Source organism: Microbacterium sp. NPDC087868, assembly GCF_044900755.1.
Lineage (GTDB): Bacteria > Actinomycetota > Actinomycetes > Actinomycetales > Microbacteriaceae > Microbacterium > Microbacterium galbinum.
This window is the reverse complement of the sequence record NZ_JBJDNO010000002.1, coordinates 195,920-211,860: the sequence shown is the minus strand read 5'-3', so window position 1 is coordinate 211,860 and position 15,941 is coordinate 195,920. Positions and strand designations below refer to the sequence as shown.

Annotated in this window: 7 protein-coding genes; 6 read left to right on the top strand and 1 reads right to left on the bottom strand. The window is 69.8% G+C overall.

Going from position 1 to position 15,941, the window contains the following annotated elements; translation table 11 throughout:
• Positions 1-94 precede the first annotated feature (94 nt).
• From ACI2JZ_RS06425 to ACI2JZ_RS06415, 3 genes are all read left to right on the top strand, one after another.
• Positions 95-3,583 (top strand): SdrD B-like domain-containing protein, encoded by a 3,489-nt coding sequence (locus ACI2JZ_RS06425; protein ID WP_404596929.1) that lies wholly within the window; start codon positions 95-97, stop codon positions 3,581-3,583.
• 185 nt (positions 3,584-3,768) lie between these two features.
• Complete coding sequence (locus tag ACI2JZ_RS06420) at positions 3,769-9,309, top strand: isopeptide-forming domain-containing fimbrial protein (protein ID WP_404596928.1); 5,541 nt, start codon at positions 3,769-3,771, stop codon at positions 9,307-9,309.
• Between the two features lie 95 nt (positions 9,310-9,404).
• Entirely contained in the window at positions 9,405-10,982 is a 1,578-nt protein-coding gene (locus ACI2JZ_RS06415; RefSeq protein ID WP_404596927.1) for a response regulator transcription factor, read from the top strand.
• Here the strand turns inward: ACI2JZ_RS06415 and ACI2JZ_RS06410 are convergent.
• Positions 10,961-11,542 (bottom strand): hypothetical protein, encoded by a 582-nt coding sequence (locus ACI2JZ_RS06410; RefSeq protein WP_404596926.1) that lies wholly within the window; start codon positions 11,540-11,542, stop codon positions 10,961-10,963. The genes ACI2JZ_RS06415 and ACI2JZ_RS06410 overlap by 22 nt on opposite strands.
• Before the next feature lie 110 nt (positions 11,543-11,652).
• On the opposite strand from ACI2JZ_RS06410, the gene ACI2JZ_RS06405 reads away from it, so the two are divergent.
• The 3 genes from ACI2JZ_RS06405 to ACI2JZ_RS06395 all read left to right on the top strand — a co-directional run bounded on the left by ACI2JZ_RS06405 (position 11,653) and on the right by ACI2JZ_RS06395 (position 15,914).
• Entirely contained in the window at positions 11,653-13,206 is a 1,554-nt protein-coding gene (locus ACI2JZ_RS06405; RefSeq protein WP_404596925.1) for a LuxR C-terminal-related transcriptional regulator, read from the top strand.
• 360 nt (positions 13,207-13,566) lie between these two features.
• Complete coding sequence (locus ACI2JZ_RS06400; protein WP_404596924.1) at positions 13,567-14,340, top strand: RNA polymerase sigma factor; 774 nt, start codon at positions 13,567-13,569, stop codon at positions 14,338-14,340.
• A gap of 32 nt (positions 14,341-14,372) precedes the next feature.
• On the top strand, positions 14,373-15,914 hold the full coding sequence (locus ACI2JZ_RS06395) for a response regulator transcription factor (RefSeq protein WP_404596923.1): 1,542 nt from the start codon (positions 14,373-14,375) through the stop codon (positions 15,912-15,914).
• The last annotated feature ends 27 nt before the right edge of the window (positions 15,915-15,941 follow it).

Below are 15,941 nucleotides of genomic sequence, written 5' to 3'. Positions count from 1 at the left end.
AGGCCGCGGCGTTCGACGAGTACCGGAATCGGTACCGACGCAGGGGTGCGTCCCCCCCATTGACGCGCCTCACGATGTTCTGGAGTAGTAATCGATGTCTGAGCACATCGCGCGCCGATCGCGCGCGCGCACATTCACCCACTGGCTGGCGGGCATCCTCGTCGCCCTGATGGCCGTCGCCGGCCTCACCACCCCGGCGTTAGCCGCGGGGGGCACGGTCACGGTCTTCCCGGTCGACACCGGAAGCGGACACAACGGCATGCCCGTGCTGACGGAGGGCGGAACCTACGCCTTCCAGCTCGGCTACGGCAGCATGGACGACGGCGCCGTCGTCGCGATCGGCCTGCCATCGGGGATCACGATCCCCGATGCGGCTCTCACCGTTCCCGACGGCAACACCGCCGTTCGCTCCCTCGCGGTCAACGCCGCCGGCGAGCTCGTCGTGACGTTCAACGATCCGTTCCCGGCCGATGTGAACCAGGGCGTTCTCGATCTCTCGTTCACGGTCGAGAAGGTGCAGCGGTCCGAGGTCCGCGACCTGGTCTGGAACGTCGACGGCACCCCCACGACCCAGAAGGTGATCATCACCGAACCCGGCGAGTCGCCGCAGTCGACGGGCACATCGTCGAACAAGTCGGTCGGCGGCGTGAACATTCCGCACACGGTCGTCGACGGTCGCGTCGTGATCGACCCGAGCGCGCTCGACATCGCCCTGCCGTACACGGTCACCGTGTCGAGCAGGGAGGCGCGCGACATCACGGTGACCGACACCCTCGGCACCCACCTCGCCTTCGTCGAGGGGTCGCTCGCCGGCACCAAGGTCGTGCGCGACGCGAACGACCTGAACCCGGTCACCACCGCGCTCACCGATCTGCCCGTGATCTCGGGCACGAGTTTCGCCCACACCATCCGTGCCGAGGCGAACTCGATCTACACCTTCACCTATCGGGCGACCATCGCCGACGCCGCTGCCCTCGAGGCCGTGCGCGCCGACCTGCAGCGCGCGTACGACGCCGTCGACAAGATCAACGGCGGTTCCTACTCCGTCACCGTCACCAACCAGGTCGACGTGAACGGCACGAAGCACAGCGCCGGCACCGCCATCCGCGGTTCGGTCAAGGGCCAGGACCGGCCGGGAACGGGCGCCGCCTTCGGCAAGACCGTCGACCCGACCGCCGTGCAGCTGCAGAAGCAGCTCGCCGCCGGCGCGACCCTCGAGACGGCGATCGACGCGACCTACACGCTGCGCGCCGACCTGCGCGTCTTCGCCGACTTCGCCGACGGCCCGTTCGCGCTGACGCGCAACGTCGTCATCCGTGACACACTGCCGGCTCAGACGTCGTGGAAGACGGATGCCGCCGGCTTCCTCACCGCGATCGATCAGGACGGCACCGCCGTCGCACTCCGCCCCGCCACGGGCATCACGAGCGACATCGAGAAGACGATCGCCGCCGACGAGTACCGGGGCACCTACGTCGTCGACGGCAAGAACCTCTTCGTGAACATCGGCAAGGACGTCACCAGGGAGTACCGCCTCTCGGCCGCCGCCACGATCACCGCTCTGCCGCAGCAGGCGAGCAGCGACAACCAGTACGCGACCCAGTACCGCGTGTCGAACGACGTGTACTTCGTGTACGACGACGGCAAGTACGAGTCGAAGTCGGCCTCGACGACGATCACCGTTCCGAAGGACACCTCGGGCGGCGTCGACGACCCGGGCCGGTTCTCGAAGACCGCCCCGGGCGGAACCGTCTCGGTCACCGGCGGCACGTCGACGACGATCCCGTACACGTTCCGCATCGGTGAGAACGTCGGAGACGCCGCGACCTCGCGCATCGTCGACGAGATCGATCACTCGATCTTCGACGTGACCGCGGCGACGCTCCCCGCGATCAAGGAGTCGATCACCGGCGCCTACGACTACAACCACCCGCTCGACGCCGACACGTTCGACGTGACGATCGCCGAGGACGGCACGCTGGTCATCGCCCCGAACGGCGCGTTCCCCAAGGACGCCGCGTGGGGAGCCGCTGCCGCGCCGTTCACCAAGAGCTGGACGATCACGGTCGACCTGCCCACGCAGGTGCTGCAGGGGAAGCAGACCATCGAGGTCGACAACTCGGCACGCTACGAGGGGGAGGGTCAGGAGATCGTCTACACCTCGACCTCGCGCACGACGGCGACCAGCTTCGGCAACGAGATGGAGGTGCGCAAGCGCGTCTACGACGCCGCGAACGACGCCTTCACCGGAAGCCTGCGGGTCGAGATGGATGCCGAGGGCGCCCTGACGCAGACCGACTTCATCTACCGCGTCGAGCTCATGCCGCACGGCACCTTCACCCACATGGTCGAGGACGTCGTCGACGTGCTGCCCGCGGGCGTCGAGTTCCTGGGATGGGTCGCACCGGGTGACGTGACCTCGGGCACGACGACCGGCGGTGCCACCTACACGGTGCCGGGCACGAACATCACGGCTGCGTACGATGCGTCGACCGACACGGTCACGCTCGAGCGCGGACGCCTCGTGAGCGGTGAGACGCTGGCCCTGTTCTTCAAGGTGCGCGTCGTCGACTACCAGGCGAACGTCGGCATCACCAACATGATCGGCGCCGTCGGCGCCACGATCACGCCGACGAACGACTACCCGCTGAACCTGCTCAAGCGCGACAGCACGGATGCCGCGAAGCTGATCACCGACGCGGGCGCCCGCTTCTCGGTGCTGGCCGACGACCAGCAGACGGTCGTGCTGAGCGACCTGCGCGTGGTCGACGGCAAGATCGTCACGGCCGAGGGCACGACGCCGACCGTGAAGAGCGCCGGAACGTTCTGGCTGCGCGAGGACGTCGCGCCCGCCGGGTACCAGCTGGCGACCGAGCTCACCCGCATCGCCGTCGCGGCGAACGGGGTCTCGGACGACGTGGTGCTCTACAACACCCCGGGCACGACGCCCGAGCCCGAGAAGACGTACGCGATCGGCGACGTCACGTGGATCGACGCGAACAAGGACGGCCGACAGGACGACGACGAGCAGGTTCTGCCCGGCGTGACCGTCGAGCTCATCCAGGACGGCGAGGTCATTGCGACCACGACGACCGACGAGCGCGGCCGCTACCTGTTCGACGAACTGCCGGCCGGGGAGTATCGCGTGAAGTTCACCCTGACCGCGGACCAGAAGAAGACGTACGTCTTCACGCAGGCGGATGCCGGGGCGGACGACACCGTGGACTCGGATGCCGACACCACGACCGGCATGACGCAGACGATCGTGCTCGGGCCGGACAACGTCCACCTCTCGCGCGATTACGAATGGAACGACGTGCGGGCCACCGAGGGCGTCGACCCGACCTGGGATGCCGGCGTGATCGTGCGCGAAGCGCCGACCGAACCGACGCCGGGCACCCCGGGTGCAGGCGCCGAGGAGCCGGGAGAAAGCCCGGTCGACCCGGCGCGGCCGGGCACCCCGGGCGTCAACGCGCTCGCCACGACGGGCGGCGACCTGCCGCTCGCGCTCGCCGGAATCGCGCTGCTGCTGATCTCGGGAGGTGCCGTCACGTTCGCCGTACGCCGACGCCGCGGGGTCTGACCCGCGGAAACATCGAGTCCGGCGCGGGACACCACGAGAGACGTGGTGCCCCGCGCCGGGGTGGGTGAAGCGAGGGTGAAGTTTCGCCTTCGCGGCGGTTGGGCGACCCTTCAGACGACAGCATGCAGATGAGGCTCTGTCCTCGCGACCTCTGCGTCGCCCTGCGGTTTCTGAAGGGGAGTTCAATGACCGGTCCATCTCGCGTGCCCTCGCGCCTGCGCACAGCAGCCGTCGCCATGTTGGCGACGCTCGCCACCGTCACGATGATGCTGGTGGCCGCGCCCGCGGCGTACGCGGCGGGACCCGCCGTACTCTCGATCGAGATCACACCGGTGAATCCCACCACCGGCGAGGCGGTGACGGCGACCGGCTACGGACAGCAGAACAACCGTCTCGGATACCGCATCGCGTACTCCTGCTCGGTCGCCGAGTGCACCGACACCGTGGTCACGCTGCCCGCGGTCGCCCTCGACCCGACCTACGGCACCTTCCGCATCCACACGTACGAGACGTGGACCCCGCCCGCCGGTGGGGGTGCGACCATCACCAATAGCCCGACGGCAGGCGTGACCGTGCGCCTCGGCAACGTCGCGGCGGGCACCTCGTCGACGTTCCTCGTGCAGTATGTGCGTGCCATCGACACCAGTGCGCCCGGTATCGCACCGCCGGCATACTTCCCCGACGGCTACCAGATCACCACCTCGGCGACGATCACGTCGCCGAACGCGGTGGCTCCGGCGACGGCGACAGCTGCACCCGTGACGTGGCAGATCGCGCTTCCCGCCCCCTCGGTCGTGAAATCGGGCCCTGCGACGGTGCGCCCCGACACCGACATGACGTACTCCGTCGCGATGTCGGACGGATGCATCACCAACCGCAGCGGCAACCGCTGGACGGCGGCCGGTAATTTCCTGTGCGCCGAGAGCTACACCGTCGTCGACCGCCTTCCCGCCCAGGCGCAGTTCGTGAGCGCCGGCGACGGTGGCATCTACGACGCGACGAACCACACCGTGACCTGGACCAAGGCCGGTGCGACCGCGGCCGGTGGATTCGGCGTCGCCTCATTCGGGGGGTGGACGCAAGGATACGGCTACAACCCGCGCACGGTGACGGTGCGCTACCCCGCCAGCGCGTTCCCCGAAGCTGCCGGGGGAGCCGATTTCGTCGCTCCCGTCACCAACAACGTCGACGCCAGCGTCACGTATCTCGATGACGCGTCGACCGTGAAGACCACGACGACATCATTCGAACACAATGTCGTTCGCGTAGCGCCTTTCGGTCGCGCCGACAGCACCAAGTCCCCGACGGCCGATCAGGTCGCCTCGGGCCAGCGATTCATAAATGTGCCGCCGGACACGACCGGGCTCGTCTGCCCTGCGTCCGGTCGGGACGACTGGAACCGCCTATGCACCCCGGGCCAGGCGCTCGCACCGTTCGCCACCCGCACCGACCAGCTCTGGACGGTCGACACCTACAACCGCGGAAACGTACCCGGTGTGGCAACGGTCGTCGAGGACGATCTCGACGCCTCGACTCTCCGGGTCTACCGGATCGACACGAACACCGCGGCCACCATCGCGTACACACTGAGCAACGGCACCACGGGGACGGCGACCGGTACCAGCTACGCGGCTCCAGCAGGTCAACGCATCGTCGCGGCGACCGTGAAGTCAGGACAGCTCGCTGGCCCCAACCTGCTCCCCTCCGGCACCGCCGGCACCCTGTTCCGCGTCACGTATCGCTTCGAGGTTCCCGTCGGCGCGCCGCTGGGCACATGGCCGAACACCGCCGCAACGACGATGACATACGAGGGAAATCCCGAGATCGCGCCGATTCAGAATCAGGCGAGCGGTACCGCGACTTTCCGTGACTGGCCGAAGGTCGCCGCCGCGGCACCCGCTTTCAGCGCGGGATTCGTCGGCGCACCGGTGGTCGAGGGCGGCGGACAGGTCGTTCCCGGGGGCAAGGTGACGTACCGCGTCAACGGCGCCACTGCCAATATTCCGGCCGACCGCACGGTTTCGCCGCAGTACGTCTTCATCGCACCGACCGGGTGGAACATCACTCCGAACTCGGCGAGCTTCGCCGCGGGAACCGTGCCGCCGGGAGTGAGCTTCACCTCCAAGAACGTGACGATCGCGGGCGTGACGCGTCAGGCGGTCATCGCCTCGTGGCCGACCGGGGCGACGTTCGGCGCCAACGCGACCTGGCCGACGATGAGCGTCTCGGCGAGCCCGACCTCGGCGGTCGCCGCCGGAACGAGCAGTGTCGCGAACGTCTGGACAGGAGACTCGCGCAACGCGTTCGCTCCGGACACCACCACATGGGGCGGAAAGGTCGTCGACACGACGGACGTCGACGGAGACGGCAACATCACGGAGGCGTTCGCCTCGAACTCCATCAGCGTCTCGGTGAGCGGCGTGGCACGTCTCGACGTCGTGAAGGAGATCTGCGTCGTGACCGACGACGACTGCGTGTGGGTGTCGAACCCCGACGTGGTGGTCGGCGTCGATCCCGACGCGAGCGACATCACCTACCGCGTCACGCTCGTGAACTCGGGAAACACCGTGCTCTCGGACATCGTCGGCTACGACATCCTGCCGCATGTCGGCGACGGCCGCGGCAGCACGTTCGCCGAAACGCTGAACACCGTCACCTTCCGATCCTTCAACATGGCGCTGAGCTACTCGGCGTCGCAGAATCCGTGCCGCACCGAGGTGCTCCCCACGAACCCCGGATGCACCACCGGGTGGACGGCCGGCGCGTTCGGTGCCTCCGCGATCCGCGCGCAAGTGAGCGGCAATCTCGCACCGGGAGAATCGTCGTCGTTCGAGTTCACGGCCAACGTCGTGCCGGGCGCCCCCGCCGATGCGATCGCCTGCAATTCGGTCGCCATCGACAGCGCCAGCACCCTGCCGACCGAACCGCGCCCGGTGTGCGCGACCACGCAGGAGGCCGACCTCGCGGTCTCGGTGCCCGATCGCCTGCCGTTGCAGGCCGGACGCCCCGGCACGGTTCCCTTCGTGGTGACGAACCTCGGCGGGTCGGAGGCTGCGCCGGCGACCGTCGAGATCGCCGTTCCCGCCGGCATCCGCATCACCAGCCTGACCCCCGAGGGGTGGGTCTGCGATGCCGATGATGTCGCCGCCGACGGCTCGGTGCTCGGACCCGTGACGTTGACGTGCGATCCGGTGACGGCGGAGGGCGCATCGCGCATGCTCGCGCTCGACGAACCGAACGCGCTCGACCTGCCCGCCGTCATTCCCGATGACCAGCTGGTCGGTGACGACACGTGCTTCGGGGCCGAGGTCTCCGGCCTGATGTCCGACCCCGTCGACGCGAACAACACCACCGAGGCGTGCTTCGTCGTCGCGCAGGGAGACGCCCTCGTCGGCATCACCAAGACCGACGGCGTCGACACCGTCGCGATGGGCGAGGAGTTCACGTACACGATCGACGTCGCCAACCTGCTCACGGGCGAGGCGATCGCGGATGCGGTCGTGACCGACACCCTGCCCGACACCCTCGCGTTCGTCTCGGCAAGCGCAGGTGGCGTGGTGACCGATCAGGGAGAGGCGGATGCCGACGGCCTGCGCCCGGGCGGAACGGTGACCTGGAGCATCGCGTCCCTGGCGCCGTCGGGCCGGCTCGGCGACGGCGATGCCGCGACGGGGGCGGCGGGCTCGACCCAGCAGGTCACCGTCACGGTGCGCGTCGTGCAGGCCGCGGAGACGCAGGACGAGATCGTCAACGGCGTCCGGGTCGAGGCGGGCGATCCGGCTCTCCCGGGTGTCATCCTGGCCGCCGACGACTCCGACACCGACGACCTGATCCGATCGGCCGCGCTGACGCTCGTGAAGTCGGCATCGCCGACCATCGTCGACGGCGTCGGGGACGAGGTCGCCTACTCCTTCGAGGTCACCAACTCCGGTGACGTCACCGTCACCGACGTGCAGATCGACGAGACCGCCTTCTCGGGAACGGGTACGGCTCCGGTCGTCACGTGTCCGGCGGAGGCGGGCGAGCTCGCCCCGGGCGACGTCGTCACCTGCTCCGCTGCGTACGAGGTCACGCAGGCCGACCTCGATGCCGGAGCGATCACCAACACGGCCATCGCCTCGGCGTCGGCTCCCGCCGGCGTCGACGGCCCCGAGTCCGAGCCGTCGAGCGCGACCGTCGACGTGACCGCGGCGCCCGCTCTCTCCCTGGTGAAGTCGGTGGCATCCGAGCCGATCCAGGCGGCGGGTGACGAGGTGTCGTACGTCTTCACCGTCACGAACGACGGCAACGTCACACTCGAGGGCATCGAGATCGAGGAGACGGCGTTCACCGGATCGGGTGAGGACGTCGTCGCGAACTGCGCCGACGGCTCCCTCGCGCCGGGCGACTCCGTCGACTGCACCGCGACGTACGCGGTGACCCAGGCCGACGTGAACACCGGACGCATCGACAACACGGCGGTGGCCCACGCCACCACTCCGGCGGATGACATCGTGTCGAGCGACCCGTCGTCGGCCCCCGTGATCATCGACGCGGCTCCGGGCCTCACGATCGTCAAGTCCGCGACCCCGACCGACCTCGCGGTCGACGAAGAGGTCACGTACTCGTTCGTCGTCACCAACACCGGCAACGTCACGCTCCAGAGTGTCGCGGTCGTCGAGGGCGAGTTCACCGGATCGGGCGACCTCTCGGCCGTCGACTGCGGCGATGCTTCGCGCACCCTCGATCCCGACGACCAGTTGATCTGCGAGGCGACGTACGTCATCACGCAGGACGACGTGGATGCCGGTTCGCTGTCGAACACTGCGACCGCGACGGGCACCGGTCCGGGCGGGCCGATCGCGTCCGACCCCTCGCGCGAGGATCTCTCGTTCGAGCGCGTGCCCGGCCTGGCGATCGTCAAGACGGCCGACGTCGAGGGCATCGAGGAAGCGGGGCAGGAGATCGAGTACCGCTTCCGGGTGACGAACACCGGCAACGTGACGGTCTCGGGCATCGAGGTCGAGGAGGGGGCGTTCTCCGGAACGGGCGAGCTCTCCGAGATCGGCTGCGAGACCGGGAGCCTCCTGCCCGGTCAGTACGTGGACTGCGTCGCTGCGTACGAGGTCACGCAGGACGACGTGGATGCCGGCGGCATCACCAACACGGCGTCCGCGACGGCGAGCGTGCTCGGCGATGCGACGGTCGACGCCGATCCGTCGACCAGTGAACTGCCGTTCATCGGCGTGCTCTCCCTCTCTCTCGAGAAGGTCGGTACCCCGATCGACACCGACGGTGACGACAGGATGACGGTGAACGACCGCATCCGCTGGACCTTCACCGTCACGAATCCGAGCGCGGCGACGCTCTCGGGTCTCGAGGTGTCGGACCCGATGGCGGGTGCGGTCGAGTGCGAGGCCGACGTGCTCGCTCCCGGAGAGACGGTGGCGTGCGCGGCGGTCGAGGAGTATCAGGTCACGGCCGCGCAGGCCGCGGCAGGGGAGGTCGTCAACGTGGCGACGGCCAGCGCGACGGGTGTGGGTGACGCCCGGGCGGATGCCGAAGCGACGGCCAGCGTGACGATCGTCGAGGTCGCTCCCGCTGCTCCCTCGCCGGCGGGTCCGTCGGGCCCGCTGGCCACGACCGGCGGCGACCCCCGGGCGTGGACTCTCCTCGCCCTTCTGGTGATGCTCGCCGGCGCGGGACTGGTCGTGGTCTCGCGGCGGCAAGGGGCGCGGCGGGGTTAGCGTCGCGCCCGCGTACGGAGCGGCGGCCGACGACCCGAAGGTCGGTCGCCGCTCGGTATATTGCATAGGAGAAAAGAGAGCGATTCCCTCCCCCCATGAGCAGTGATCCCCTGGGTGACGTGCGCCTCCGACCGTCCCCCGACCAGGTCGAGCACGGCCTGCGCCGCGCGCTCGATGAGGAGGACTGGTCGTCGGCCGTGCAACTGCTCGGCACACACTGGTCTCTGCTCCTGGACGAGCATCGGGAGCTCCTCGACCTGGCCCTGAAGGCCGTGCCGCTCGGTGCGTTCGAGCAGGATGCCCGCGCCGCGGCCGTGCGCGACATCCGCCTGCACTCCTCGGCGGACGCCGTCGACCGGATGCTGGGCGCTGCCACTCTCCCCGACGCCGACGACACCGCGAAGCTGGAGTCCCTCGCGCGTTCGGAGCGAGCGCTCAGCCTGCTCAGCGTCGCCTCGTCGCGCATGATCGCGCTCCGCGTGCGAGGCAGGATGTCACGCGCGATCCAGCTCGCCCGGCTGGTGGAGAGGTTCGGGCGCATCGCCGCGGTGCATCAGCCCGCACTCGTGCACGATCGTCTGCCGGCGGCGCTGCTGCAGGCGGGGATCACGCGCGGACTCGCCGACGACCTCCCCGGCGCCACCGTCGGGCTGCGCGATGCCTACGAACGCGCTCATCAGTCCCGAGTCGCCTACGTCGAAAGGGACGCCGCCGGGAAGTCGGCTCTCTTCCATGCGCTGGAGGGCGACATCGAACAGGCGCGCTCCTGGCTCGCGCGTCATGACGACGCACCGTCCGCCGACGGCTGGTATCGCTCCCGGATCGCGCTCACCGCGGATGTCGCGCGGAGCCTCGTCGCGATCGAGGGTCTCCGGTTGTCCGAGGCCCAGGCCGCGGTGCGCCTGCTCGATCAGCCCGTCAACGCCGAGCAGAGCTGGGGGCCGACCGTCTCTTACGCTCGGCTGCGCTACGCGCTGGCGTGGGGGGACCGGCTCAGCGCGCTGGATTCACTGCGCTCGGATCGCGTCAGATACGCGGAGTGGCTGGGCGAAGGGACGACGATGGGCCCCCTGCTGGCCCAGGGGGAGGTCGATCTTCTGCTCTCCCTGGGGCAGACGCGTCAGGCGCGCCTCGTCATCGACGCTCAGGACGACCACCCCGTGAACCGTGTGGCGCGCGCGCAGCTCGCCCTCGTCGAGGGAGACGTCGTCGGGGCGGCGCGTCGTGCGGCGGCCACGCTGGGGGAGAGGCAGACGATCCGCGCGCGGGTGAAGGCCCTGACGGTGCACGCCGTCGCCACCGACCGCCGTCCTGGAGGGATGAGTGCGGCCGAGAGCTATTCGGACCTCAGAGCGGCGATCGGCGAGCGCGGGTTGCTGTTCGCCGCGCTGAGCGTGCCGGCCGATGTGCGAGGGCCGCTCGATGCGCTCCTGCCACCGGGTCACGGCGCGCGCCAGGTGCTTCCGGATCCGACGGATCGGGTGCGCCTGACGCCGCAGCAACAGCATGTGCTCCTCGGGCTCGAGCGGGGCCTCACCGTGCGTGAGATCGCGCTCGAATCGCACCTGTCGACCAACACCGTGAAGTCGCACGCACGGGCGCTCTACCGCCGTCTCGAGTCGACGACGCGCGATGAGGTGATCGGGCGGGCCTACGAGCTGGGGCTGTTGTGAGGTGCCTCCGTACGGTTTCGTCCGACGCCGGCGCGATGCAGGGCGGAGGCGAGGGCGCCGGAGAGCTCCGACGCCAGCATCTCGCCGGCGATACGCCCGAGGAATGATCCCAGCAGGATCGCCGGGGAGAGGTGCTCGGGCGAGAACACGACGACGGAGACCCCGAAAAGACCCGTTCCGGCGCACACCGCCGCCAGGAGATACCGTCGGCGTACCCGCGCGCCCGTGCCTCGCGTGCGCCAGACGACGAGGTCGATGACCGCTCCGGCCAGCACCAGTGGGACGATCACGATCACTCCCGCGGTGTTCGCGACCGCGATGAAGACGGCTGCGATCGCACTGGTGAGCACGGCCGTGCCCGGCACATCGGTCAGCCGCCGGGCCAGGAACGGCAGGAGGCTGTGCACTCCGGCCACCAGTGCGTACAGCGGCGGGGCGAGCGGGGCGAGCGCGGTGAGCAGGGGGGCGGTCGCGAGGTGGATCAGCAGGTGCACCGCGGCCAGCGCTCCGCAGATCAGGAGCACGCGAGTCGTCGGGCGACGATGAGTCGGGGAAGCCATCACCCTCACCGTATCGGGGTGTCCCGGGTCGCCACGTCGCAATATATTAGAAGGCGAACCGATGCCATGCGGGATGCCGGAGGGGCTCTCGCATCAGGGAGGTGAGGTTCGTGGAGTGGTCTCGGAGTGGGCGCGACGCGCTCCTCGGCGACCTGCGCTCCTTCCTCGATCACGGGCAGTGGGACGACATCGCGATCCTGCTCGACGACTACTTCTTCGCCCTGTCGTTCGCTGCACCGGAAGCGGTCTTCGAGGTGTGGGAACGGGCTCCTCGCGAGTGGCTGCAGGAGCATCCGCGGTACCTGATGGCGCGGGAACTGACCCGCAAGGCCTGGCGGTCGTCGGCGCTCACCGAGTACCGCATCGAGCGGATCTTCGCCGACTGGGTCGCATCGCAGGAGCATCCGATGGCCCGCGACGTGCTCGGCGTGAAGACGGCCGAGATCCGCCGCCTCCTCGTGTTCGGGCGCGTCGACGACGCGCTCGCGTCGGTCGCCGAGGTTCAGGAGCTGATCCGCACCACGCACGATCACGACGGCTTCGACGACGTGCTGGGCAGCGTACTCATGCGTGTGGGCCTGACGTTCGTGGCCGGCGGCGAGCTGGAGCGCGCGGTCGAGGCGTTCTCCGAGGGGTGGCGCTGGTCGCGCAGCACCCTCCCGCATCCGATCGCCCCGTATCTGGCCGGGCACTGCGCGCTCGCGCACGCGCTCGCCGGAGACTTCGCGCACGCCGAGGAGTGGCTCACCCGCAGCGTGGAGGACGCCTCCGACGATCCGCGCACGATGGCGTTCCACCTGCAGAAGGCGGCGGCGCTCAGCCGCACGCTCATCGCGGTCGCCGGCCTCGACCGCGCCGAGGCGGAGGCATCGCTAGCCGCGCACGCCGACGGGATCGACGACGGCGACCTGTGGTGGGTGGAAGCGCACGTGCGCGCGCGCATCGACCTGTACTGGGGCGACGGAACGCGGAGCGCGCGGCTCATCGAGCGTGCGCTCGCCGCCTATCCCTCCGCGACCGCGCCCGCGTCGCTTCCCGGGATGCTGCTGCGGGCCGACCTCTCCGACATCCTCCAGCACCGGGGTGACCTCGATCGTGCGGGGGACGTGCTCGAGCCCGTCGAGATCGTCGACGCGCACGCCTCGGCCGTCACGGCTCAGGCGCGCCTGCTGATGCACCGGAAGCGAGCGGGTGACGCACTCTCCCTGCTCGACAAAGCATCCGCCCGTCGCCGCACGCCCGCGGTGGTGCCGGCGCGTTGGCTCGTGATCCGCGCCAACGCCGCGCATCTGCTGGAGCGGCCGAGCGTGGTCGAGGTCGTGCGGCTGGCCGCCGACCGCATCGCGTACACCGGTGCCCATGACGCGGTGCACGAGGCGATGCCCGAGGTGCGCGCCGCGATCGACGAGCGGATGCCGTCGGCCGAAGCTGCGGTCGCGGAGGCCGCCGCCGACGACGACGCCGTCGCGCCACCCGAAGGTGCGATCGCGCTCACGCGGCGGGAGCGGCAGATGCTGGATCTGATGCGCACGCACGCGTCGGTGCGCGACCTCGCGGGAGCGCTGTTCATCTCGGCGAACACCGCGAAGAGCCACCTGCGAAACCTCTACCGCAAGCTGGGCGCGACCGGGCGCGAAGACGCCTTGCGCCGGGCGGGGTACTGACTCGGGTTGGGGCCTTTCGACAGACTCAGGGACCCACGCGGAGCAGGTGAGATTCTGGCCCGTCGCTCGTCTAGAAGATGAGGACCTCCCCAGGCCTCGATGGAGCGGGCTCGCCCGCGGCTGCGGAGCCTTCCTCCCACATGACCCCGCAGCGTCGCGAAGAAGGAGGGGCGTTCCCCAGCGCCTCTCCTTCTCACGTTCTTCCCCCTCACGCCGGCTTTCCTCACCCCTCTCCACAGAGGGTGAGGGGGTGGGTGACGTCGTGGGTGATTTCTGCGGGGTTACCGTTTCGGATGACCCCCTTTCTTGTTCTCTTCTCATAAGGGGAGCGGGCGACTGTCGTCCGCTGCAAGGGGAGACATGATCGATGTGGATGGACCGACGCGTTTCGCGACGGATGCTGCGGCATGGGATGAGAACGACCTCGCCCGTGCGACGAATGCGGGGCAGCGGGGAGCGGCCGATGTGCTGTTCACTCGGAGCATGCCCACCCTGCTGAACCTCTCGCGTGCGATCGCGGGGCGAGCGATGGAGGCCGAGGAGCTGCTCGCGGTCGCGCTGCTCTCGACCTGGGAGAAATGGTCGCAGGGTCGCGGCCCGGTCGAGAACGCCCACGCCTACATCGCCCAGACGATGCGTAATCGTCTGCGCGATGAGATGCGCGCGCCGCGGTCGCGCAACGTCGCGCTCGACGACGCGAACGTGCACGAGTTCGCGCATCACGACGAGACCGATCGCATCCATGCGGCGATCGACAACGAGATCGTCGGGGTGGCGTTCGCGCGGTTGTCGGACGAACAGCGGATGCTCCTCACCGAGGTGCTGGTCAACGGGCGCAAGCCGCAGGAGGTCGCTCGCGAGCTCGGGCGCTCGTCGGGGCGGGTGAGCTCGGCGGTGTACCGCGCGAAGGCCGCGCTGCGAACCGAGCTGGTGGCCGAGTGCCTGAGGCGGGCGTGCCCCGGGGCGGGGTGCGGGACCGACCAGGAGGGGATCGCTCTGCTGATCGGTGCGAAGCACACGTGGAATGCCGGTCATCCCGCCGTAGCCGCAGCGCACGAGTGCCCTGGATGCCGCGCGGGCCTGCAGGCCTACGCGGCGCTGCCCGGGGCGCAGTCCGTGACGGTCGCCGCGTGAGCGCTCCGACCGACCGGACGATCGGCTGACGCGTGTCCTCGTACGTCAGCGCCGACGCCGGCGACGCGCTCGCCGATGCCCTCCGTTCGGGGGATGAGGATGCCGTCGCCGCCGTGCTCACCCTGCACGTGTGGCCGCTGCTCAACGCCCACTACGACGCCTTCGAGCGGGCGTTCCGAGCCCTTCCGGTCACCGTGCGCGCCCGGCACTTCCCCCTCGAAGCCCTCGGTCAACTCGCGATGGTGGCCGGGTCGCAGCGCGCCCGCGAGGTGCTGCTCTTCGATCATCGCCGGGTCGCGGCGAAGGAGGCCGGTGGCATTCACTTCGTGCAGCTCCTCGCCGCACGGCTCGCCGGCGACTACTCCGCGGCGAACCGATCGGCTTCCCGCCTCGCCGACTGGAGTCGTGCGGCGGAGGCCGAGGGCCTCGTCGCCGACGGGCCGGCGGCATTCTTCATGGCGCAGAGCGGGTTCACCGAGCTGCTGAACGGACGCACGGCGACGGCCGTCCGCCGATTCGGACAGGCCCGGCGGATGGCGGCGACCGCCACGCTGCACGACAGCGAACGTGACGCTCTCGGCAAGTCCGCGCTCGCGCACATCGTGCGCGGATCGATCGCCAGCGCTCGGCAGGCCCTCGCGCTGGCCCAGGAACTCCCGGTGCGCGCCCCCACCGTCTTCCAGCGCTTCTCGGCGAGCACGGAGCGCGCAGCACGGGCACTCATCGCCGTCGAGCAGCAGGACGACGCCGCGTCGGCGCTCGCGCCCCTCACGCTTCTGGAGTCCGCCGACGAACTCTGGCCGTTCAAGCTGCTCGCCCTCGCGCGGGACGCCCTCGCCCGCGAGTCCCCCCTCGAAGCGCTCGAGTTCGTCACGGTCGCGCAGTCGACTCAGCTCATCCCCGCGCGCTCCCTCGCCTCCGACGCGGTGACGGCGCTGCGGGTCGACGCGTTCCTCGCGATGGATCAGCCCCTCGCCGCATCGCGCGTGAGCGACAACGACGAGACCGGCATCCTCACCCGTCTCGCGCGCATGCGCGTGGCCATCCGCTCGGGCGATCGGGAACGCGCTCGCCGCCTCAGCACGGTGATCGTCTCCGACCCTGATGCCACCCCGCACGTGCAGCTCGAGTCGCGTCTGCTGCTCGCCTGGGCCGATGTGCTCGACGAGGCCTCGCTGAGCCCCGCGACTGCCGCGATGGCCACCGCCTATGCGGCGCAGGGCGGGGCGCGCCTGTTCACGGGGGTGCCGGGGTACGTGCTCGAGGCGTTGCGCGGACTCGTGCGCGACCCCGACTCGATCCCGCTCTCCGAGTCGTCGACGCTGACGGTCGGTCAAGCTCTGCTGCGGCATCCGCTCACGCATCGAGAACGACGCGTGCTGGTTGCCGCGTCGACGTCGGCCTCGCTCGCCGAGATGGCCGTCGAGCTCAAGGTCTCGCGCAACACGGTCAAGACGCAGCTCTCGTCGCTGTACCGAAAGCTCGGCGTCGGATCGCGGGCGGATGCCGTCGCCGCCGCGACCCGTTTGGGGCTGCTGGGAACGACCCCCCTCATCGATCCAGACGACGTGTGACACGGCATCCCCCCCGTCCCGGTGATG